General features: G+C 61.7%; 22 protein-coding genes. 11 read left to right on the plus strand and 11 right to left on the minus strand.

Features of this window, described 5'->3' with window-relative positions; translation table 11 throughout:
* The first annotated feature begins 23 nt into the window (after positions 1-23).
* The gene (locus tag BU124_RS01570) at positions 24-1244 is read left to right on the plus strand and encodes an MFS transporter (RefSeq protein ID WP_084860700.1); all 1221 of its coding nucleotides are present in this window, start codon (positions 24-26) and stop codon (positions 1242-1244) included.
* On the opposite strand, the gene BU124_RS01575 is transcribed toward BU124_RS01570, so the two are convergent.
* From BU124_RS01575 to BU124_RS01585, 3 genes are all read right to left on the minus strand, one after another.
* The gene (locus BU124_RS01575; protein WP_084860701.1) at positions 1227-1814 is read right to left on the minus strand and encodes a Smr/MutS family protein; all 588 of its coding nucleotides are present in this window, start codon (positions 1812-1814) and stop codon (positions 1227-1229) included. The genes BU124_RS01570 and BU124_RS01575 overlap by 18 nt on opposite strands.
* The gene (gene mltA / locus BU124_RS01580; protein WP_143529846.1) at positions 1811-2782 is read right to left on the minus strand and encodes a murein transglycosylase A; all 972 of its coding nucleotides are present in this window, start codon (positions 2780-2782) and stop codon (positions 1811-1813) included. The genes BU124_RS01575 and mltA overlap by 4 nt, the downstream gene beginning before the upstream one ends.
* A 68-nt stretch (positions 2783-2850) precedes the next feature.
* The gene (locus tag BU124_RS01585; RefSeq protein WP_084860703.1) at positions 2851-3510 is read right to left on the minus strand and encodes a Tim44/TimA family putative adaptor protein; all 660 of its coding nucleotides are present in this window, start codon (positions 3508-3510) and stop codon (positions 2851-2853) included.
* Between the two features lie 111 nt (positions 3511-3621).
* Here BU124_RS01585 and BU124_RS01590 point away from each other — a divergent pair, with 111 nt between their 5' ends.
* Together BU124_RS01590 and secB are read left to right on the plus strand one after the other, a co-directional pair.
* Entirely contained in the window at positions 3622-4119 is a 498-nt protein-coding gene (locus BU124_RS01590; RefSeq protein ID WP_084860704.1) for an FxsA family protein, read from the plus strand.
* A 71-nt stretch (positions 4120-4190) separates the two neighbouring features.
* Positions 4191-4700: a protein-export chaperone SecB gene (gene secB / locus BU124_RS01595; RefSeq protein ID WP_084860705.1), complete on the plus strand. Its 510-nt coding sequence runs from the start codon at positions 4191-4193 to the stop codon at positions 4698-4700.
* Positions 4701-4703: 3 nt separating this feature from the next.
* On the opposite strand, the gene dnaQ is transcribed toward secB, so the two are convergent.
* The 4 genes from dnaQ to BU124_RS01615 are packed head-to-tail and all read right to left on the minus strand — an operon-like array spanning position 4704 to position 7444.
* Positions 4704-5435: a DNA polymerase III subunit epsilon gene (dnaQ, locus tag BU124_RS01600; RefSeq protein WP_084860706.1), complete on the minus strand. Its 732-nt coding sequence runs from the start codon at positions 5433-5435 to the stop codon at positions 4704-4706.
* On the minus strand, positions 5428-6018 hold the full coding sequence (coaE, locus tag BU124_RS01605; RefSeq protein ID WP_084860707.1) for a dephospho-CoA kinase: 591 nt from the start codon (positions 6016-6018) through the stop codon (positions 5428-5430). The genes dnaQ and coaE overlap by 8 nt, the downstream gene beginning before the upstream one ends.
* A complete protein-coding gene (locus BU124_RS01610; RefSeq protein ID WP_084860708.1) occupies positions 6015-6848 on the minus strand; it encodes a shikimate dehydrogenase in 834 nt (277 codons plus the stop codon). The genes coaE and BU124_RS01610 overlap by 4 nt, the downstream gene beginning before the upstream one ends.
* A complete protein-coding gene (locus tag BU124_RS01615) occupies positions 6845-7444 on the minus strand; it encodes a Maf family protein (protein WP_084860709.1) in 600 nt (199 codons plus the stop codon). Before BU124_RS01615 ends, BU124_RS01610 begins: the two co-directional genes overlap by 4 nt.
* A gap of 514 nt (positions 7445-7958) precedes the next feature.
* Here BU124_RS01615 and rho point away from each other — a divergent pair.
* The 6 genes from rho to BU124_RS01645 are packed head-to-tail and all read left to right on the plus strand — an operon-like array spanning position 7959 to position 14729.
* Entirely contained in the window at positions 7959-9233 is a 1275-nt protein-coding gene (gene rho / locus BU124_RS01620) for a transcription termination factor Rho (RefSeq protein WP_084860710.1), read from the plus strand.
* 19 nt (positions 9234-9252) lie between these two features.
* Positions 9253-10539 (plus strand): tRNA uridine-5-carboxymethylaminomethyl(34) synthesis GTPase MnmE, encoded by a 1287-nt coding sequence (mnmE, locus tag BU124_RS01625; protein WP_084860711.1) that lies wholly within the window; start codon positions 9253-9255, stop codon positions 10537-10539.
* A gap of 3 nt (positions 10540-10542) precedes the next feature.
* On the plus strand, positions 10543-12426 hold the full coding sequence (gene mnmG / locus BU124_RS01630) for a tRNA uridine-5-carboxymethylaminomethyl(34) synthesis enzyme MnmG (protein ID WP_179141840.1): 1884 nt from the start codon (positions 10543-10545) through the stop codon (positions 12424-12426).
* A complete protein-coding gene (gene rsmG / locus BU124_RS01635; RefSeq protein ID WP_084860713.1) occupies positions 12426-13046 on the plus strand; it encodes a 16S rRNA (guanine(527)-N(7))-methyltransferase RsmG in 621 nt (206 codons plus the stop codon). The genes mnmG and rsmG overlap by 1 nt, the downstream gene beginning before the upstream one ends.
* The gene (locus BU124_RS01640; protein ID WP_084860714.1) at positions 13030-13842 is read left to right on the plus strand and encodes a ParA family protein; all 813 of its coding nucleotides are present in this window, start codon (positions 13030-13032) and stop codon (positions 13840-13842) included. Before rsmG ends, BU124_RS01640 begins: the two co-directional genes overlap by 17 nt.
* Positions 13839-14729 (plus strand): ParB/RepB/Spo0J family partition protein, encoded by an 891-nt coding sequence (locus BU124_RS01645; protein ID WP_084860715.1) that lies wholly within the window; start codon positions 13839-13841, stop codon positions 14727-14729. The genes BU124_RS01640 and BU124_RS01645 overlap by 4 nt, the downstream gene beginning before the upstream one ends.
* On the opposite strand, the gene hemW is transcribed toward BU124_RS01645, so the two are convergent.
* From hemW to rph, 3 genes are read right to left on the minus strand one after another with little or no spacing between them, the layout of a single operon-like run.
* A complete protein-coding gene (hemW, locus tag BU124_RS01650) occupies positions 14726-15856 on the minus strand; it encodes a radical SAM family heme chaperone HemW (protein ID WP_084860716.1) in 1131 nt (376 codons plus the stop codon). The genes BU124_RS01645 and hemW overlap by 4 nt on opposite strands.
* Entirely contained in the window at positions 15849-16460 is a 612-nt protein-coding gene (locus tag BU124_RS01655; protein WP_084860717.1) for a non-canonical purine NTP pyrophosphatase, read from the minus strand. The genes hemW and BU124_RS01655 overlap by 8 nt, the downstream gene beginning before the upstream one ends.
* On the minus strand, positions 16457-17167 hold the full coding sequence (rph, locus tag BU124_RS01660) for a ribonuclease PH (RefSeq protein ID WP_084860718.1): 711 nt from the start codon (positions 17165-17167) through the stop codon (positions 16457-16459). Before rph ends, BU124_RS01655 begins: the two co-directional genes overlap by 4 nt.
* A gap of 117 nt (positions 17168-17284) precedes the next feature.
* On the opposite strand from rph, the gene hrcA reads away from it, so the two are divergent.
* Together hrcA and BU124_RS01670 are read left to right on the plus strand one after the other, a co-directional pair.
* Entirely contained in the window at positions 17285-18346 is a 1062-nt protein-coding gene (hrcA, locus tag BU124_RS01665) for a heat-inducible transcriptional repressor HrcA (RefSeq protein ID WP_084860719.1), read from the plus strand.
* A 10-nt stretch (positions 18347-18356) separates the two neighbouring features.
* Positions 18357-18944: a nucleotide exchange factor GrpE gene (locus BU124_RS01670; RefSeq protein ID WP_084860720.1), complete on the plus strand. Its 588-nt coding sequence runs from the start codon at positions 18357-18359 to the stop codon at positions 18942-18944.
* On the opposite strand, the gene mutS is transcribed toward BU124_RS01670, so the two are convergent.
* Positions 18898-21537, minus strand: coding sequence for a DNA mismatch repair protein MutS (mutS, locus tag BU124_RS01675; protein WP_245831591.1), 2640 nt, complete (start codon positions 21535-21537; stop codon positions 18898-18900). The two genes, BU124_RS01670 and mutS, sit on opposite strands and share 47 nt — an antisense overlap.
* Between the last annotated feature and the right edge of the window lie 40 nt (positions 21538-21577).

Raw genomic sequence — 21577 nt, forward strand, 5'->3', positions numbered from 1 at the left:
GCAAATCGGCGCATCAGGGGCGCATGCGCCTGTTAGACTTCATCAAGCAAAATGCGGCCTTCCTGTCCGCCGGGTTCCTGCTGACCTTCGGGTCCGCCTTCGGGCAGACCTTCTTCATCTCGCTGTTCGCCGGGGAAATCCGGGCGGACTTCGGCCTGAGCCATGCGCTCTGGGGGCAGATCTACGCCGTCGGGACGCTGGCGAGCGCGCTTGTCATGGTCTGGTCGGGGGCTCTGACGGATGTTTTCCGCATCCGCGCGTTGGGGGCCATGATCCTGATCGGCACGGCGGGGGCCTGTTTGGTCATGGCCGCCGCGCCCGTCTGGTGGACGCTGATCCCGGCTATCTTTTTCCTGCGCTTCGTCGGGCAGGGCATGATGAGCCACATGGGCCAGGTCGCCATGGCGCGCTGGTTCGTGGCCAGCCGCGGCAAGGCGCTATCGGTCGCGAGCCTCGGCTTTTCGGTGGCCGAGGCCGCGCTTCCTGTCCTGATCGTGGCCTTGCTGGTCTGGTTCGACTGGCGGCTGATCTGGGTCGGCTGCGCGGTTTTCGCGCTTCTCCTGCTGCCGATCTTGCAACGGCTCTTGCGGCTCGAACGCACGCCGCAGGACGATTCGAAAAGCACGCAGTCGCTGGGGCTGGAGGCGCGGCACTGGTCCCGGGCGGAGGTCCTTCGGCACCGCCTGTTCTGGTTCATTATCCCGGCGCTGCTGGGGCCGCCGGCCTTCAATACCGCGTTTTTCTTCCAACAGGTGCATTATGCAGAAACGAAGGGCTGGACTCACCTGGAACTGGTCGCCCTGTTTCCGCTTTACACCATTGTCAGCGTCGCGGCGGCCTTCGGCACGGGTTTCATCATCGACCGCGTCGGCACCCGGCGGCTGATGCCGCTGTACCAGTTTCCCATGGCGCTGGGGTTCGTCGCCTTTGCCCTGGCGCAAACACCTTGGGGCGCGGCGCTGGGGCTGACACTGATGGCGGTGGGTGCGGGGGCGAACAATCCGCTGACCTCGGCCTTCTGGGCCGAGTTTTACGGCACCCGCAACATCGGTGCGATCAAGGCGATGGGTGCGGCAATCATGGTGCTGGGTTCGGCCATCGGGCCGGGGCTGACCGGCAGCCTTATCACGGCCGGTGTGGGGATCGAGGCGCAGATGCTCTGGATTGCCGGGTATTTCGTCCTGACTTGCACCGCCGCCGGGATCGGCATCGCAAGCGTCCGCGCCTCAGCCTCGGCGGCGTAGATAGACGTAGAAGGCCCCGTACCCGCCGTGGCGGGCGTGCGCCTCGCTGACCTGCAGGACAACCGGGCCAAGGGGCGGCATCCGCAGCCATTGCGGGACCTGGTGGCGCAGAACGCCCAAGCGGGTCGGGATCGGATCGCCGGTGTCGCGGTGCTTGCCCTTGCCGGTGATGACCAGCACCAGACGCCGCCCGGCCGCCTGCGAGGACAGGATGAAGGACATCAGTTCGGGATGCGCCTGCGCGAGGGTCATACCGTGCAGGTCAAGGCGCGCCTCGGGCCGGAGCTTGCCGCGCTTGAGCTTGCCGTGAGTCTTGCGATCCATCGCCAAGGGGGCTTGGCCCAGCTGGTCGCTTAGAGACGGCAGAAGGTCATGATCGCCGGAATGGTCGATTTTTTCACCGACGCGGAAGGGGGAAACCGGGGTAGTCGTGTCCGGTTCCGATTTGCCACCCGGAGGGGGCCGATCTGTCAGGCGCGAACCGGATCGCTCCTCCAGGGGTTTGGCCGTGCGCGCCACCCGGTCCCAGAGATCCCGCTCCTCGGGTGAGAGATGGCGTGGCCGTTTCATTGCACGGTTCGGGGCGCCAGGGCCAGGGCACGTTGAATCGGCATCAGCACGATCATCCGGCCGCCATCGCGGATACGCCCGGCGCGCCGCCCCGCGGCGTCGCCGGTGCCGATGAAGATATCGGCTCGCTGCGCCCCCTTTATGGCCGAGCCGGTATCTTGCGCGACCATCAGCCGGGCCAGCGGGGCGTCGCCTGTCGTCTCGATCCAGACAGGGCTGCCGAGGGGAGCCATGTCCGGGTCAACGGCGATGGTGCGGCCCGGTGTGACGGGCCTGCCCATGGCACCGATGGGGCCCTGATCGGGAGGAACGTCCTCGATTTCGCGGAAGAAGACAAAGCTGTCGTTGGTCCAGAGCAATTCCCGGCCGGCTTCGGGATTGCGCCGGACCCAGGACCGGATCACGTCGGCCGAAACCTGGTGGGTCTCATAGACACCGCGCCGCACCAGCTCCGATCCGACCGAGGAATAGTCGTGTCCGTTCGTGCCGCCATAACCGACGCGGATCACGGAGCCGTCGTCCAGCCGGACGCGCCCCGACCCCTGGACCTGTAGGAAGAACACGTCCACCGGATCGTCAATCCACGCGATTTCCAGCCCTTTGGCATCCAGCGCCGCGCCTTGCTCGATCTCGCGGCGGGTCAGCCAGGGCTCGTTGATCCCGTCGGGCTTCCGGTAAAGCGGATATTGATAAGGGCCGCCCCGACGTCGCGCGCCGTGCAGTTCGGGTTCGTAATAGCCGGTGAACAAGGTATCCCGGCCATCCTCGATCAGCACGGGGGCAAAGAGCGTCTCGAAGAAACCCCGCGCCTCCTGCCCCTGCCGGGCCAAATCGCAGAGAGTGACCCAATCCGCGGCTTGCATGTCCGCGCAGGTGATCAGGAAGACGTCAAGGCCCGCCTGATGATCATCCTCGGTCCAGCCGCGCAGATCGGAAAAATCCAGCAAGGTATAGGTCTCATCAGCCATGACGGGCCCGCCTGAAAGGCCAAGCGCAAGGAGAGCCGGGGCGACACGCCATCCTTTCGCTTTGCCGGTCATCCGCCCGTTGCGACAAGCGTCCAGTTCGGGTCCGAGGTGCCCATCTTCCGGGCAAAGGTCCAGACATCACGCTGACGCTTGATATCGCTGGGCGACCCCTCGATGACTTCGCCGGCATTGTCGCGGACGACCGAGGTCATCTCGCCCAGAAAGCGCACGCTCAGCTCCGCCTCATTCGTCATCTCGTCGAAATCGGCGTCCACCAGCCGAAGCTCGGAGACGCCAACGAAAGTGAACTCGATATCCAGTTCTTGTTCACGCCGGGTTTCCACGACTTCGGCGAAGGCATCATAGACATCTTCGGACAGGAACGGCTTGATATCTTCCATGGCGCCCTGCTCAAAGGACGTGAGGATCATTTCATAAGCACCGCGGGCGCCTTGCAGGAACTCGTTGACCGAAAAACTGTTGTCGACCCGCTTCATCTTGGCGAGGGCCTTGGCGGCGTCGCTGTCTTCGGGGACGTTGTCGATGATGTCGTGGTCCGGCCCGCTCTCGATGACCTCCAGCTCGGGGCCCTGGCGCTGGTTGTCGGGCTGGCGCGGGACCGGCGGCTTCTCGAAACCCTCACGGGTCCCCAGAACACTCCGCAACCGGAGGATCAGGAAAATGGCGATCCCGGCGAGAACCAGGAGTTGTAGAATGGGCGAATTCATGGATCTCTCTCTTGCGGATGTAGCAACCTTGGCCTGCCGACCCTATGTAAGGGCGAGACAGGTCCAAGTCCACCTCGGGACCTGCCAACACCTGCCACTGAGGGGATCTGAATGCCGCTTTTTCTTTTGTTCGTCGCGATTCCGCTGCTGGAGATCACGCTGTTCATTCAGCTGGGCGGGCTGATCGGCTTGGGCTGGACGCTGTTCATCGTCGTCGCCACCGCGATCCTCGGGGCGGCCATGGTCCGCAGTCAGGGGGCCATGGCGATGGACCGGCTGCGGCGCGCGATGGCCGATCTCGACGACCCCTCGGAGCCGCTAGCGCATGGCGCGATGATCCTGTTTTCCGGAGCGCTGCTTCTGACGCCGGGCTTCTTTACCGACGCCGTGGGCTTTGCCCTGCTGATCCCGGGTGTCCGTCAGACGCTGTTCACCTGGGCACGCAAACGCGTGCGGATGCACTCCTTCCAGATGGGCCGTGGTGGAGCCGCGGACGGCGCACGCCCCGGCAGCCGACCACCTGAGGACAGGGTTGTCGATGCCGATTTCGAGGACATACCGCCGGAGCAGCCGCCGCGCCAAGACGGATCAGGATGGACGCGTCACTGATCCTCTGGCCATTGAGGCCGGTGCGGTAGGCTGCTACGAGGCGCGCAATCGCATGAACCAGGAGCGTCCCGATGGCCGAGAACGAGAATGGTGCTTCCGACGGCACCGCCGCCACGCAGCAGCAAGCGCCGCAGATCAAGAACAAGATCCTCGCACAGTATACCCGTGACATTTCGTTCGAGAACGTCATGGCGCAAAACGGTGTCGACGGCGAGGTGAAGCCCGAGATCAAGGTCGAGGTCAGTCTCGACGGACGCAAGCGCAGCACCGAGAATCAGTACGAGGTCATCACCAAGATGAAGGTGACCTCGACCAATCAGGGCACGGACAACACGTTGTTCCTGCTGGAACTGGAGTATGCCGGGATTTTCCAAGTCGAGGGCGTGCCGGATGACCAGCTTCATCCCTTCCTTCTGATCGAGTGCCCGCGTCAGACCTTCCCTTTCGTGCGCCGGATCGTCAGCGACGTGACCCGCGACGGTGGGTTCCCGCCGCTGAACCTGGAACAGATCGATTTCCTGGCGCTCTACCGCCAGCAAATAGCCCAGCGCCAGCAGCAACAGCAGCAGGCCGACGCCTGATCCTCAGGCACCCAGTGTTTTCCATAGGGCGTCCGCACCCAGCGTTTCGACAAAGGCGGTGTGGGCGTCCTTTTCGGCGGGCGTCAGACGCGGCCGGAGGGGTCGTTGCCGGGGCTTCGGGCGCCAAGTCTGGTCCGCGACCGTCGTCTGATCCGCCGCGGCATTGGAAAGAACCAGTCCCGGCTGCCGACCCCCGATCAGTTCGAGGTAAACCTCGGCCAGGATTTCACTGTCCAGAAGCGCCCCGTGCAATGTGCGGGCGGTGTTGTCGATGTTGAAACGTCGGCAGAGCGCATCGAGCGAGGCCGGTGATCCGGGATACTTTCGCCGGGCCATATCGAGCGTGTCGATGGCCTGGCCCCAGGAAATTTGCCCCAGACTGGCCCAGCCCAGTTCCGCGTTGAGAAACTTCATGTCGAAGGCGGCATTGTGGATGACGAGCTTGGCATCCCCGATGAAATCGAGGAACGCCTGCCCCACGGACGCGAACACCGGCTTGTCGCGCAACGTGACCTCGCCCGGGGTGGCGCCGCGCGGCGGATCCAAAAGATCGGGCCCGATGCCGTGCACCTCGAAAGCGGATTGCGGCATGTCCCGGCCCGGGTTCACGTATTGGTGATACGTTCGGCCGGTCGGCATGTGATTGACGAGTTCGATCGCACCGATCTCGACAAGGCGGTCGCCCTGCTCGGGGTCAAAGCCCGTGGTTTCTGTATCAAGGACGATTTCACGCATGATCCCCTCTCAGCCTTGCCAGCAGTGATCGGACCTTCGCCCGGGTGTCGTCAAGCGTCAGCGTTTCGATCACGTGGTCGGCGCGCACCCGTTTCTCGGCATCGGGCATCTGGCGCGACACGAGATCGTTGAACTGGGCCTCGGTCATGCCGGGGCGAGACAGGACACGGGCCTTTTGTACATCGGCCGGGGCCGAAACGCAGAGCGTGACGTCAAGCCAGGTCTCGGCGCCCGTCTCGAACAAAAGCGGGATATCGAAAACAAGGATCTGGGCTTGGCAATGTCGGTCCAGGAAGGCCTGCCGGTCGGCGGCCACCAGGGGGTGAACGATGGATTCCAGCAGCGCGTAGTTTTCCGGTGACTCCTCAAGCATTGCCTTGAGTCGGTCGCGCGAGACCGCCCCATCGACAACAGCGTCGGGAAAGGCCCGCTCGATATCGGGAACAGCCATGCCCCCGCGCGCATAGAGCCGATGGACGGCGGCATCCGCGTCCCAGACAGGGACGCCCTCCTCGGCGAACATACGGGCGGTGGTGCTCTTGCCCATGCCGATGGAACCGGTGAGTCCGACCAGGCATGTCATCCCAGAACCGCGGCGCGCGTCTCATCATCGACGACCGGCCGGACGCCGAACCAACGCTCGAACCCAGGAACAGCCTGGTGCAGCAACATGCCGAGGCCATCGACGGTCGTGCAGCCCATCGCTTCCGCCTCTCGCAGAAGGCGGGTTTGCAGGGGGGAATAAACAAGGTCAGTCACAACGGCATCACGCCGCAATCCGTCGAGCGGTACGCGCAGGTCCGGTTGTCCAGTCATGCCGAGCGAGCTCGTGTTCACGACGGTGGTGGCGTCCTCAAGCATGTTTCCGGCCTGGACCCACTCCACAACGGTGATCCGGGAGCCGAATTCGGAACGCAAGGCATCAGCGCGCGCGCGCGTCCGGTTGCTGAGCAGGATTTCCGTAACGCCAGCCTCGATGAGCGATGTAAGAACAGCACGCGCTGCACCGCCCGCGCCGAGGACAGCAGCCGGGCCGATGGCCGGCTTCCAGCCGGGCGCTTTTTGTCGAAGGTTTGCCACGAACCCGTAGCCATCCGTATTGTCCGCGTGAATTTTTCCATCGCGACGGAATATGATCGTGTTCGCAGCTCCGATTAGCGCGGCACGGTCCGTGACCAGATCGGCAATGTCGAGCACGGCTTCCTTGTGCGGGATCGTGACGTTGACGCCGGCAAATCCCATGGATGGTAACGTGCGGATTACCTGGCAGAGGTCCGCCTCGGCAACATGGAGGGGAACATAATGGCCCGCACGTTCATACCTCGTGAGCCAGTGGTGGAACAGGCGCGGAGATCTGGAATGTGCGACGGGGTTGCCCAGCACCCCGGCCAAGGGAATATGGGTGTCGGTCATGACTGCACTGTTCCGCGAAGTGCCAGATAAGACAAGAGTTCAAGAAGCGGCAAACCCTGCACGGTGAAGTGGTCGCCCGTGATGTTGCTGAACAGCCTGATTCCTTCCTCTTCGATCTTGTAACAGCCGACAGACCAGCGGATGCTTTCCCAGTTTCGGGCGACATAATCATCTCGGTAAGCATCGGAAAAGGCGCGCATGGTCAGACGCGCTACGCCAACATGGCGCCAGACCGGCTCGGAGTCTTCGTACAAAACCGCGGCGGAGAGTAGTTGATGTGTTGCGCGCCGCAGCCGGGCGAGTTGGTCACACGCCTCCTCGGGGCTTTGCGGTTTCGACAACACGGACCCGCCGTGGGCGAGGACCTGATCGCACCCGAGAACCAAAGCGTCGGGGACTTTTTGCGATACCTTGCGGGCTTTCATCTCAGCCAAAGCATCGGCGATGTCCCGCGGCATGGCGTCCGCCTGCACCATGGATGCCTTGAGCGCGTCTTCGTCGACGCGCGCCGGAATCGGTTGGTGGTCTACCCCGGCCGCATGCAGCATCTGTGACCGGATTTCGGATGCAGAGGCGAGGACAAGCGTGTCTTTCATGTGGATATCCCAGTGTGCTTATCGGTGCGGAAGCGGCGGAGCGATCCCGTTGAAACTTCCGGCCAGCGGGGGCTGGTGGAAAGTCCGGGTCTTGTCCGTGACTTCAGAGCATTTGTCCACGGGGGACAGGGAGGAATCCAGGCTGTGTATAACTTAGGCCAGACATGGCCAATCTCGGAAAGGCAAGAGGGATACTCTCAGGTATTAGAAAAAATAATTTCTTAAAAACAATGCCTTAAAATATTTTCTGTTTCCTCTGTCACATTATCAAGTCGCTGGTCAGGTGGGGATGAAAGCGAGGAAAACAACCCGACACGGAGTTTTCCACTCCCCTACAACAATTACAGCACCTTTATATTTTTTCTGTGATGAAGGGGGCTCAACACGCCAAGCTGCCAATACGGACGGTGCTTGACTTGCTGTCAGGATGCACATAGTCGGATAAAGTTCCGTCCGGAATATCGACATCCCATGACATTGAAGCATTGCTGTTTGTTTCAACAGGAGACGACCCTTGTCCGACCAACGCCTGAACCTGTCTGACTTGAAGGCGCAAAGCCCCAAGGACCTTCTTTCCATGGCCGAGGAGCTTGAAATCGAGAACGCTTCGACCATGCGCAAGGGCGAGATGATGTTCTCGATCCTGCGGGAACGGGCGGACGATGACTGGATCATCGGTGGCGATGGTGTCCTGGAAGTCTTGCAGGACGGGTTCGGTTTTCTGCGCTCGCCCGAGGCGAATTACCTGCCCGGCCCCGACGACATCTACGTGAGCCCCGAGATGATCAAGAAATTCTCCTTGCGGACGGGCGATACAGTTGCCGGCGTGATCAAGGAGCCAAACGATACCGAACGCTATTTCGGCTTGATCACGGTTGAGTCGATCAACTTTTCGGATCCGGACAAGGCCCGGCACAAGGTTGCGTTCGACAACCTGACTCCGCTCTACCCCGACGAGCGCCTCAACATGGAGATCGAAGACGACCCGACAGTCAAGGACCGGTCGGCACGGATCATCGACCTCGTGGCGCCGATCGGGAAAGGGCAGCGATCTTTGATCGTCGCACCGCCGCGCACCGGCAAGACCGTTCTGTTGCAGAATATAGCGCATTCGATCGAACATAATCACCCCGAATGCTACCTCATCGTTCTGCTGATCGACGAGCGTCCGGAAGAGGTGACGGACATGCAGCGATCGGTGAAGGGCGAGGTGATTTCCTCGACCTTCGATGAACCCGCGACCCGGCATGTCGGGGTTTCCGAGATGGTGATCGAAAAAGCCAAGCGGCTCGTCGAACACAAGCGGGACGTTGTGATCTTGCTGGACTCGATCACTCGCCTTGGCCGCGCCTACAACACGACCGTGCCAAGCTCGGGCAAGGTGCTCACCGGTGGTGTCGATGCGAACGCCCTGCAGCGGCCCAAGCGGTTCTTCGGTGCCGCGCGGAACATCGAGGAAGGGGGGTCCCTGACGATCATCTCGACGGCGCTGATCGACACGGGCAGCCGCATGGACGAGGTTATTTTTGAGGAGTTCAAGGGCACCGGGAACAGTGAGATCGTTCTTGACCGGAAGGTTGCTGACAAACGAGTCTTCCCGGCGATGGATATCCTGAAGTCGGGGACGCGGAAAGAGGACCTCCTGATCGAGAAAGCGGACCTTCAGAAGACCTTCGTGCTCCGGCGTATCCTGAATCCCATGGGCACGACGGATGCGATCGAGTTCCTTATCTCGAAACTCAAGCAGACGAAGACAAATGCGGATTTCTTCGAATCGATGAATACCTGAGACCACTGGAGGAGACGGGATGGACACCATATTTGCCCAGGCGACGGCTGCGGGCAAAGCCGGGATCTCCGTCATCCGGGTTTCGGGACCTGATGCACTCTCGAGTGGCCTTGCTTTTGGTGTTCGGCTGGATCCTATTGACAGGAAGGTTTCGCGGCTTTTGGACGGGGATGGCGCGCTGATCGACATCGCGTTCCTCCTGTCGTTCAAAGCAGGGCACAGCTTTACCGGTGAGCCGGTCGTCGAGTTTCATACGCATGGATCGCAGGTGATTGTGTCCCGGGTCCTGAACCGGCTGTCGGAGGCGGGGTTTCGTCCGGCGGAACCTGGCGAATTCACGCGGCGCGCCCTGGAGACAGGTCAGCTGGATCTGAGCCAGGTCGAAGGCCTGGCCGATTTGATCGACGCCGAGACCGAAGAGCAGAGGCGTCAGGCTGTCAGGGTGTTCGACGGGGCGCTCGGCGGCCTCGTTGAAGAGTGGCGGTCGAAGCTGGTCCGTGCGGCGGCATTGCTGGAAGCCACGATCGATTTCGCCGACGAAGATGTGCCCGAGAACGTTTTTCCGGAAGTGCAGAATCTGTTGGTGTCGGTACATGGCGAACTAGAAAGTGAGGCCGAAGGGGCCGACGTTCGGGAGCGGGTGCGTGATGGGTTCGAAGTTGCGATCGTCGGGGCGCCCAACACCGGGAAGTCCACGCTCTTGAATCGCCTGGCGGGGCGAGACGCGGCGATCACCTCGGAGCACGCGGGAACGACGCGGGATGTGATTGAGGTCCGCATGGATCTCAAGGGCTTGCCCGTGACGATTCTTGACACAGCGGGTCTGCGTGATGCCAAGGACGATGTTGAGCGGATCGGGATAGATATGGGCAGGAAGCGAGCTTCCGCGGCGGATTTGCGCATCTACCTGCTGGAATCTATTGACGAGCCGGTCAGTCCGCTTTCACCGGACGATATCATTGTCCTCTCGAAGGCGGATCGCCATGTTGATCTGTCAATGCCGGCTGTTTCCGGGCATACGGGCCTTGGGATGGATGATTTGGTCGGCCGTGTTGCGACAATGCTGTCGGATCGTGTGCGTTCAACAGGAACAGCGACGCGGGCGCGACATGCGGCCGCTCTTCGCGACGGCGTCTCGTGGATAGGCGGGGTGTTGGAGCGTTTGTCGGCAAATGATATCGACAACGTGGATATCTTGGCAGAGGATGTCAGGGCTGCGATACGGGCGCTGGATATGCTTGTCGGTCGTGTGGATGTGGAAACGCTGCTCGATGAGATATTCACGAGCTTTTGCATAGGAAAGTAAGGAGTGTTTCACGTGAAACATTCGCATTACGATGTCGTGGTGATCGGAGGCGGGCACGCGGGTGTCGAGGCTGCGCACGCGGCCGCAAGAATGGGTGTGCGCACGGCGCTTGTGACCCTTACGCGCGATAGTATCGGCGTGATGTCTTGCAATCCGGCAATTGGCGGCCTCGGGAAGGGCCATCTGGTTCGCGAGATTGACGCCATGGATGGCGTAATGGGTCGTGTTGCGGATCGGTCGGGTATCCAGTTTCGTCTGTTGAACAGGCGGAAAGGGCCGGCGGTACAGGGGCCACGCACCCAAGCGGATCGGAAGCTCTACAAAGCCGCGATGCTTGCGGAGACGGAAGAGCGCGAAGGGCTAGATATTGTCGAGGGTGAGGTGGTCGATCTGCGGATCAACAAGGACCGAATTGATGGCGTCGTGCTTAGTGATGGGGCTGAGATTACGGCGCCGAATGTGATCCTGACCACGGGAACATTTCTACGTGGCCTGATTCACATCGGAGACGAGCGGATCCCGGCGGGCCGAATGGGTGACCGTCCTTCGGTTCGGCTCGCGGAACGTCTTGACGATCTCGGTTTGGCGCTTGGGCGTCTCAAGACCGGGACACCACCGCGATTGGATGGGAAAACCATCGATTGGGGAAAGCTGGACCGGCAGGCGGCCGATCCCGACCCGACGCTGTTCAGCTTTCTTCATGATAAGCCATTTGCCAGGCAAATTTCATGTGGGATCACTCATACCAATTGCCGAACCCACGAGATTATCCGTGCCAACCTGGCGAAATCCGCGATGCATAGGGGCCAAATCGAGGGCGTTGGCCCCCGCTACTGCCCGTCCATCGAAGACAAGATTACCCGGTTCGCGGACAAGGACTCGCACCAGGTCTTTATTGAGCCGGAAGGACTGGACAGTGACATCGTTTATCCAAACGGGATTTCGACCTCTCTGCCAGCCATCGTTCAAGAGACGTATGTCCGGTCAATGGCGGGTCTTGAAAACGCGACCATTCTGCAAGCGGGCTATGCGATCGAATACGATTACGTGGATCCACGTTGTCTGACGCGGGAGTTGCAATTGAAAGATCTGGCCGGCCTCTTCCTCGCCGGGCAGATAAATGGGACGACCGGCTATGAAGAGGCAGCCGCACAAGGACTGGTCGCCGGGCTCGCGGCGGCGCATCGGGCCCTGGAGAGGGAGCGGATCAACTTTGATCGAACGACGTCCTATATCGGTGTGATGGTCGACGACCTGGTGACGCGTGGCGTGACAGAGCCCTATCGGATGTTCACGTCGCGGGCGGAGTTCCGGCTGGCCTTGCGGTCGGACAACGCCGATCAGCGGCTTACGCCGTTTGGCCGGGAACGGGGATGCGTCGGGGATGCACGTTGGCGATCGTATGCGAAGAAGGCTGCAGAGCTTTCGCAATTAAAGACTTGCTTGGAGACGACCTCGGTGAGTTCCCGTGTATTGGCCGAGGCGGGGGTGAACGTGAACGTTGACGGCCCCAAGCGCACGCTTTTCGACGCCTTGTCGATCAGCGGGACGGAATTTTCACAGATTGCGTCGTTTCTGCCAGAGGTAAATCAGTATGTTGACGGCCGGATCGTTCGGCAGGCGGAAATAGATGCACTATACCATCATTACGTTGCGCGGCAACGGAAGGACGTCGAGCTATTGCACAAAGATGAAGCGCTACGTCTACCCGGTGATATAGACTACGTCAGCCTTTCAGGGCTTTCGGGCGAGCTTGCCGCGAAGTTGGAAAAGGCGCGCCCGGAAACGATAGGCCAAGCCGGACGGATTGAGGGCATGACGCCTGCCGCACTCAGCCTTCTGGTGGCTGTGATACGGAAGAAAGAGGCCCGGGACAAGGCGAGCTGATGGGCGGCGATGACGTTCCAGGTGTAAGTGTTTCACGTGAAACATCGTCCAAACTGAGTCATCTCGCCACGATGACAAGGACGTGGACGAAGAAGATAAACCTCGTTGCGCCGTCTACTGTCGACGCCGTCTGGGATCGGCACATCGGCGATTCCGCACAGCTGCTTGCTCATGCGCCGGTAAACTGGCGCCATTGGGTGGATCTTGGCAGTGGCGGTGGGTTTCCCGGCCTCGTGATCGCCATTCTTGCTCACGCCGATCGTGATGTAACCCTGATCGAAAGCGACCTTCGAAAATGCACGTTCCTTCGAACAGTGATCCGAGAACTTGGGCTAGCTGCGAAGGTCGTCAACGACCGCATAGAAAACGCCAAGATTGCCCGGGCCGATATCGTCTCGGCGCGAGCCCTGGCGCCTCTCGGCCAGCTTCTGAACTATACTTCAGGCATTCTTGACGACAGTGGCACCGCCCTTTTCCCGAAAGGCCAGACACATACGTCCGAAATTCTCTCGGCGCGCGAGAGTTGGTCCTTTGAGTGCGATGCCATGCCCAGTATAACGAACCCCGACGCTCGAATTCTCCGAATCTCAAGGATCAGGAAACGTGGATCTCAGCCGTAGGACCGACCCGAAGATCATCGCCATTGCCAACCAGAAGGGCGGCGTTGGAAAGACAACGACCGCAATCAACCTCGGCGCGGGCCTTGCCCGCTCCGGCCGCCGGGTTCTGCTCGTTGACCTCGATCCGCAGGGAAACGCGTCCACCGGCCTTGGCATGGATGATCGGGCGACAACAACCTATGACCTGCTCCTCGGAGAAACCCCGCCGAAAGCGGCTGCGCGCCCCACGAGCGTGGAGAACCTTTTGCTGATCCCTGCAACGACAGATCTTAGTTCCGCTGACATCAACCTGATTTCGAATGAAAAACGCAGCTTCGTTCTGCATGATTCGCTTCGCCAGCCGTCCATTGATGACCTGCACCTGGACTACATCCTGATCGACTGCCCGCCCTCGCTGAATATTCTGACAATAAACGCGATGGTTGCCGCGCACTCGGTTATCGTCCCGCTGCAAAGCGAGTTCTTCGCCCTGGAAGGCCTGTCTCAGCTCATGCTCACCGTTCGTGAGGTGCGCGAGGCCGCCAACCCGGGCCTCAGGATAGAAGGTGTGATCCTGACCATGTATGACCGCCGCAACAATCTCTGCCAGCAGGTCGAGAGTGACGCGCGTGACAATTTGCAAGACCTTGTGTTCCGCACCGTAATCCCGCGCAACGTCCGGCTCAGCGAGTCCCCGTCTTTTGCCCTGCCTGTCATGGACTATGATGCGGGATCGACCGGCAGCAAGGCCTATTTGGATCTTGCGGCCGAGATCATGGGGCGCGAGACGGCGATGCAGGAAAGGAAAGCAGTATGAGCGACAACACGACACGCACACGCGGCCTTGGTCGCGGATTATCGTCGCTCATGTCCGATGTGGTGACGCAGGAACCTGCGCAGTCCGACAGGTCCGCGAAGACCGAAAGTCGCGCCGACCGGACAATACCAATCGAGAAACTTCACCCGAATCCCGACCAGCCACGACGGAATTTCAACGACACCGCGCTGTCGGAACTTGCGGAGTCCATCAGGTCCAAGGGTGTCATCCAGCCCTTGATCGTACGCGAAACCGCGGACGACATGTTCGAAATCGTAGCTGGCGAGCGCCGTTGGCGCGCGGCGCAGAAGGCCGGACTGCACGACCTTCCCGTGCTTGTACGAGAGTTGTCGGACGCCGAAGTCCTGCAGTTCGCAATCATAGAGAACATTCAGCGTGCCGACCTCAACGCCGTGGATGAGGCGACCGGGTATCGCCAACTCATGGACCGGTTCGATCACACACAGGAGGACATCGCCTCGGCGCTCGGCAAGAGTCGCAGCCATATCGCGAACCTGCTGCGCCTTCTGACCCTTCCTGAAGATGTCCAGGTCCTTGTTTCGGAAGGCAAGCTTACCTCGGGGCACGCCCGTACCCTAGTTGGCAAAGAAAATGCGCACGAACTGGCCAAGCAGATCATCAAGGGCGACCTGTCTGTTCGACAGGCTGAAAAACTGGTCAACAAGTCCAAAGAGGCGAAGACCAAAGCCTCAAAGCCATCCGAAAAAGATGCGGACACGAAGAATATCGAGCGAGAGCTCGCCGCGCACCTGGGGATGTCCGTCAGGATCGACCACGATAGCGGTGGCGAAACCGGCAAGGTCACCCTCAGCTATCGTGATCTCGGCCAACTGGACGATCTTCTGCGACGCTTGTCCGGAGATTAACCGTTTAGCAGCCGGTCAAGAACCGCATTCAAAAGTGGCCGGCCGGCCCGGGTCAAATGCAGACGGCCCTGATCTAAACTCACAAGGCCGATTTCTCCCAAATAACTGATATTTGACAATAAATGCTGTTCTTCCTGGCTGGACAGGACGACCCCGTCAGACAGGCGCAGTCCCATGAGGAGCTTTTCCTGAAAGATCTCGCTGTCCGATAGAATGCTGCGGTCCTCGGCTGACCCGTTCCGGCTTGCCTGCAGCCAAACCCTTGGGTGCGACGCGGAGACTGTCGCCCAACGCCGTCCGTCGAGTGTGAGGCGGCCATGAGCCCCCGGACCGATCCCGGCATAGTCGCCGCCTTGCCAGTAGATCAGATTGTGCCGGCTTTCCTCGCCCGGCTTGGCATGGTTCGAAACCTCATAGGCCGGAAGGCCGGCCTTATCGGTGGCCTCCTGGGTCACGTCCCAGAGGCTCGCGCCGCGGTCCTCGTCCGGCAAACCGGCGAGCTTGCCGCGATTTAGCCGATCACCGAAAGCTGTCCCAGCCTCGATCGTCAGTTGGTAAAGCGACAGGTGGTCCGGGTCGAACGAGAGCGCCCTGTCCAATTCGGATTGCCACGCTGAGACGCTCTGATCTTGCCTGGCATAGATCAGATCAAAACTGACCCGATCGAAGACATTTCTCGCCACGTCGAGCGCCGCCAACCCTTCCGCGGCGGAATGAAGCCGGCCAAGCCGCCGCAGGTCCTCGTCGTTCAGCGCCTGAAGACCCAGCGACACCCGATTCACACCGGCTTGCCGATAAGCCGAGAAGCGCCCGGCTTCGACCGACGTCGGGTTTGCTTCGAGAGTGATCTCGACGTCATTCGTCATGCGCCAGTTTCGGCGCACCCGATCGAGTATGCGTTCGACGGTGCGCCCCTCCATCAGGCTGGGCGTTCCGCCGCCGAAAAACACCGACCGAAGGAGACCGTCCCCGGTTTCGCTCGCGATCCGGTCGATCTCGCGCAGGTAGGCCTTGGTCCAATCGTCCTGATCGACATCGGTCCAGACGTGCGAGTTGAAATCGCAATAGGGGCACTTTGCCTGGCAGAACGGCCAATGGATATAGAGCCCGAAGCCCGGATCAGGCAAAGCAACACTCGATCAGCTTCTCGAACGCACGGGCGCGGTGGCTCATGCGGTTCTTTTCCCATCGGTCCATTTCGCCGAAAGTCATTTCATGGCCGTCCGGCTGAAAGATCGGGTCGTAGCCGTGGCCCTGGTCCCCCCGCATGGGCCAGACTACCCGGCCCGGCATGACCCCCTCGAAGGCCTCGTCATGGCCATCCGGCCAGGCCAGCACCAGGGTACAGCGAAACTGTGCAAGCCAGGGCTCGGGCACATTCCGGGCGTCGAGTTCGTTTCGGGTCCGGGTCATCGCCTTCACGAAGTCGCGCCCGCCGTCAATCTCGGCCCAGTCGGCAGTGTGGACACCGGGGGCGCCATCCAGACCGTCGACGGTGATTCCACTGTCGTCCGCCAGGGCCGGCACCCCAGTTTCCCGGGCACCAGCATGCGCCTTGATCCGGGCGTTGCCAACGAAGGTCGCTTCGGTTTCGTCCGGTTCCGGAAGCCCGTGGTCCGCATTCGAGGTCACCGAAACCCCGAACGGTGCCAAAAGGGCTGCGATTTCCTCCAGTTTGCCGCGATTATGCGTGGCGACAAGAAGGTTCCTTCCCTCGAATTTCCGCGTCATCCAAGCGCCTCGCGCTGCTTCCGGCCAAGCTCCGAAACGCCTTTCTGTGCCAGTCCCATCAAGTCGTCCATCTGCGCGCGCGAGAAGGTGGCGCCCTCGGCCGACATCTGAACCTCGATCATCCGCTCCCCGCTCATGACGAAGTTGCCGTCGACACCAGCCTCGCTGTCCTCGGGGTAGTCAAGATCCAGCACCGGCTGGCCCGCGTAGATCCCGCAGCTGACAGCCGCGACCGGCTGTTCCAGCGGGTCATCGGCCAGTTCGCCCGCCTTGATGAGCTTGAGAACGGCCAGTTTCAGCGCCACCCAGCCCCCTGTAATGGCGGCGCAGCGCGTGCCCCCGTCGGCCTGGATCACGTCACAGTCCACCGTGATCTGGCGTTCGCCTAGGATGACACGATCGGTCCCCGCCCGCAGGCTGCGCCCGATGAGGCGCTGGATTTCCACGGTGCGCCCGCCCTGCTTGCCGGCTGTGGCCTCGCGCCGCATGCGGCTGCCGGTCGACCGCGGCAACATGCCGTATTCCGCTGTCACCCAGCCCAGTCCGGACCACTTGATAAAGGGCGGCACGCGGTCCTCGATCGAGGCGGTACAGAGCACATGCGTGTCTCCAACCCGGATCAGGCAGGATCCCTCTGCGTGTTTGGTGACGCCGGTTTCGATCGAAACCGGGCGCATCTCGTCAAGGGTCCGTCCGGAGGGTCGCATGTCTTTTCCTTCATCCACTCTGGCATCGGGGATACGCGCCCTGCTCTGCAATTCCAACCCCGATTGACCTTTGGCGACAGCTCGATTTAATGTCACCGACCGGACCGGGTAACAGTCATGGCAGAGCAGACACCCTCCTTGTCGGAACTCAACGACCGCTCGCGCGAGGTCTTTCGCCGCGTGGTGGAAGGGTACCTCGACACCGGCGCTCCGGTGGGCTCGCGCACACTGACCCGCGCGCTTGCGGAACGCGTCAGCGCCGCGACCATTCGCAATGTTATGCAGGATCTGGAATATCTTGGCCTGCTCAACAGTCCGCATGTCAGTGCCGGGCGCATCCCGACAGAACTCGGCCTGCGCATGTTTGTTGACGGGCTTCTCGAGGTCGGTGACCTGGACGGAGAAGACCGGGCCCGCATCGACCAGACCCTTGGCGGCAATGATCAGGACGTGGGCACGGCCCTCGACAGGATCGGTTCGGCGCTGTCGGGTGTCACGCACGGGGCAAGCCTTGTCCTGACGCCCAAGCACGAGGCCCCGATCAAGCACATCGACTTCGTCAACCTGGCCCCCGATCGTGCGCTTGTCGTGCTCGTCTACGCCGATGGCCATGTCGAGAACCGCGTTTTCACCCCCCCGCCGGGCCAGACGCCATCGTCTCTGCGCGAAGCGGCGAATTTCATCAATGCGATCGCCGAGGGCCGTACCCTCTCAGAGCTCAGCACGGCCATCGCCCTCGAAATTGACGCCCGTCGCCAGGAAATTGACAGCCTTGCCCGCGAACTCGTCGAAAACGGTGCGGCGGTCTGGGAAAACCCGGGCGAATCATCGGAGCGATTGATCGTCCGCGGGCGCGGCAATCTGATCGCGGATCAGGATGAGGCCGACCTCGACCGCATCCGATCGCTGTTCGACGATCTCGAACGCAAGCAAGACATCGTGGATTTCCTCGATCTCGCCGAAACGGGGGATGGCGTGCGGATTTTTATTGGGTCCGAGAACAAGCTTTTTTCACTTTCGGGTTCATCTTTGGTGGTCTCTCCATATATGAACGCTGACCGAAAGATCGTCGGCGCTGTCGGCGTCATCGGGCCGACCCGCCTGAATTACGGGCGGATCGTGCCAATTGTGGATTACACCGCGCAACTGGTCGGGCGACTGATCTCGAACCGCGGATAGGAAGGTGAGAATGAGCACCACGAAACCAGAAGAGCAGATCACCGATGAACCGAGCGAGGATATTGCGGACGAGCCATTGTCGCTCGACGAACTTGCTGCCGAGGGTGACGAGATAGAGGCGCTGCGCGCCGAGAATGCCGAGCTGAAGGATGCCTATGTCCGCGCCCTGGCCGATGCCGAGAATACGCGCAAACGCGCGGATCGCGACCGGCGAGAGGCCGAGACTTACGGCGGGTCCCGCCTCGCCCGGGACCTCCTGCCGGTCTATGACAACCTAGAACGCGCCCTTCGCCAGGACGGCGAAGAAGCGAGTGCTTTTGACAAGGCCCTTCTGGAGGGCGTCGAGCTGACCATGCGTGAACTTCTGAAGGTTTTCGAGAAGCACGGCATCACGCCGATATCGCCGCAAATAGGGGAGAAGTTCGATCCGCAGGCTCACGAGGCGATGTTCGAGGCCCCCGTTCCTAACACGACGTCGGGCGATATCATTCAAGTGTCTGCCACCGGCTTCATGCTCCACGATCGCCTCTTGCGTCCCGCGCAGGTCGGCGTCAGTTCGACCCCCCAGTCGGACCCCGATCCGACACCGGAGGCATGAGCGCTTTCAGCTCGTAAACCAGGTCAAGTGCTTCCCGCGGCGACAGCGTGTCGGGAAGCACCGCGTCAAGGCGCTGTTCGACCGGCGACTTGTCCCGGATCTTTTGGGCGGGCGCGTCCGAGGTGGCCGCAAAAAGGGGCAGGTCGTCGATCAGGCAGTCGCGCGCCGTCCCGCCGTCGCGCTCGCCCTTTTCGAGCATATCGAGCACGACCCGCGCTCGATCAAGAACCGGGGCCGGCATGCCGGCCAGCCGCGCGACTTGAACACCATAGCTGCCCTCGGCGGTGCCGCGTGTCACCTCGTGCAGGAAGACGACCTCGCCTTCCCATTCGCGAACGCGGATCGTGGCATTCTCGACACCGTCCAGGCGGTCAGAGAGGGCTGTCATCTCGTGATAATGCGTCGCGAAAAGGCAGCGACTCTTGTTGACCTCGTGCAGGTGTTCCAGCGTGGCCCAGGCTATGGACAGCCCGTCGTAGGTCGAGGTACCACGCCCGATCTCGTCGAGGATCACCAGCGCCCGGTCGTCGGCCTGGTTCAGGATCGCCGCGGTCTCGACCATCTCCACCATGAAGGTGGACTTGCCCCGCGCGAGATCGTCGGAGGCGCCGACCCGGCTGAAGACCTGGCTGACCAAGCCGATATGCGCGTCCTTCGCTGGCACGAAGGCTCCGATCTGTGCCAGCACCACGATCAGGGCATTCTGGCGCAGGAAGGTCGATTTCCCAGCCATGTTCGGCCCGGTCAGCAGCCATATCGCCCTGTGACTCAAGTCGCAGTTATTCGCGACAAAAGAGGCACCGCTCCGCTTGAGGGCGGTTTCCACAACCGGATGCCGACCGCCCGAGATCTCGAAGGCCCGGCTGTCGTCCACGCGCGGTCGGGTCCAGTCCTCTTCGCGCGCCAAGTGCGCCAAGGCGAAAACGACGTCGATCTCCGACAGCGCCCGGGCCAACCTCGACACATGGTCCCCATGCGCGACGATATATTCCCTGAGATAAGAATAGAGTCGCTTTTCGATCTCCAGCACCTGGCTTCCGGCATTGATTATCCGGGTTTCGAGTTCGTTCAGATCAAGCGTCGTGAACCTGACCTGATTGGCGGTGGTCTGACGGTGAATGAAGGTTTCCGACAGTGGTGGTTGCATCATCTTGTCGGCATGGGTTGCGGTGGTCTCGATGAAATAGCCAAGGACGTTGTTGTGCTTGATCTTCAGCGCGGCGATGCCGGTCTGCTCGGCGTAGGTCGCCTGCATGCCGGCGATGACGGACCGTCCTTCGTCCCGAAGCCTGCGGAATTCATCGAGTTCGGAATCGTGGCCGGGCGCGATGAAGTCGCCGTCCCGGGTCAACATGGGCGGATCGGCGACCAGGGCCGCATCAAGGAGCGCACCGATCTCGTCCAGCCCGACAAGATCCGCCCGCGCAGCGGATAGCAGAGCCGGCATGTCGTCGGGAAGCAGGGCGTGAATGTCGTGCGCCGCGCCGATGGTGTCGCGCAGCGCGGCCAGGTCGCGCGGGCCGCCCCTATCGAGCGCCAACCGGGAAAGCGCCCGGTCGAGGTCGTGGACCGATTTGAGGATATCGCGCAGTTCTGCAGCAATATCCGGGTGGCCAAGCGCCCATTCGACACTGTCGAGCCGCGACTGGACCGTGTCCTGTTTGCGCGCGGGCGCGGAAACCCGCCGCTCCAGCAGTCGCGCCCCCGGCGCTGTCACCGTTCGGTCGATCGTGCCCAGCAAGGAACCGGCCCGCCCACCGTTCATCGACGTGGTAAGCTCCAGCGACCGACGGGTTGCCGCGTCGATCTGCATGGCGGCGTCGCGGTGTTCCTTCACCGGTGGGCGCAGCAGCGGAAGATTGCCCTTCTGGGTGATCTCGAGGTATTCGACGAGCGCCGCCAGGGCCGCGATCTCGTGGCGGTCAAAGGTGCCGTATCCGTCTAGCGACTCCACGGAATAGAGACTGCACAGGCGTGAAACCCCGTTCGTGCTGTCGAACGCCGCGTTCCCGAGGACGGTCAGAGCGGCCCCGGTCTCCGCGATCGCGGCGCCGAAATCCTCTTCAATGCTTGCCGTCGCCAGAACCTCGCGCGGGGCCAGTCGTGCCAGTTCCGGCCCCAGGGCTACCGCGGGACAGGTGAGGACCGAAAGGCTGCCGGTCGAGATGTCCGTCCAGGCGAGGGCAAGCTGACCCCGCACCCGGGCAACGGCGGCCAGGTAATTGTGGCGGCGGGCGTCAAGCAGGCTCTCTTCCGTCAAGGTTCCGGGCGTGACCAGACGCACGACCTCGCGTTTGACCACGGCCTTGGAACCGCGCTTTTTGGCCTCCGCCGGGTCTTCTGTCTGTTCGCACACCGCGACGCGGAACCCCTGGCGGATAAGCGACAAAAGGTAATTCTCGGCGGAATGGACGGGCACGCCACACATGGGGATATCCTCGCCCAGGTGTTTGCCGCGCTTGGTCAGGGCAATGTCGAGCGCGCCGGCCGCGGCGGTGGCATCGTCAAAGAACAATTCGTAGAAATCGCCCATTCGGTAGAACAGCAGGGCGTCGGGGTGGCCCTGCTTGATCTCAAGGTATTGTGCCATCATCGGAGTGATAGCCGCTGATGTGCCGCTCATTCATACCCCC

Origin of the sequence: Salibaculum halophilum, assembly GCF_002094885.1 — a bacterium.
Taxonomy (GTDB): domain Bacteria; phylum Pseudomonadota; class Alphaproteobacteria; order Rhodobacterales; family Rhodobacteraceae; genus Salibaculum; species Salibaculum halophilum.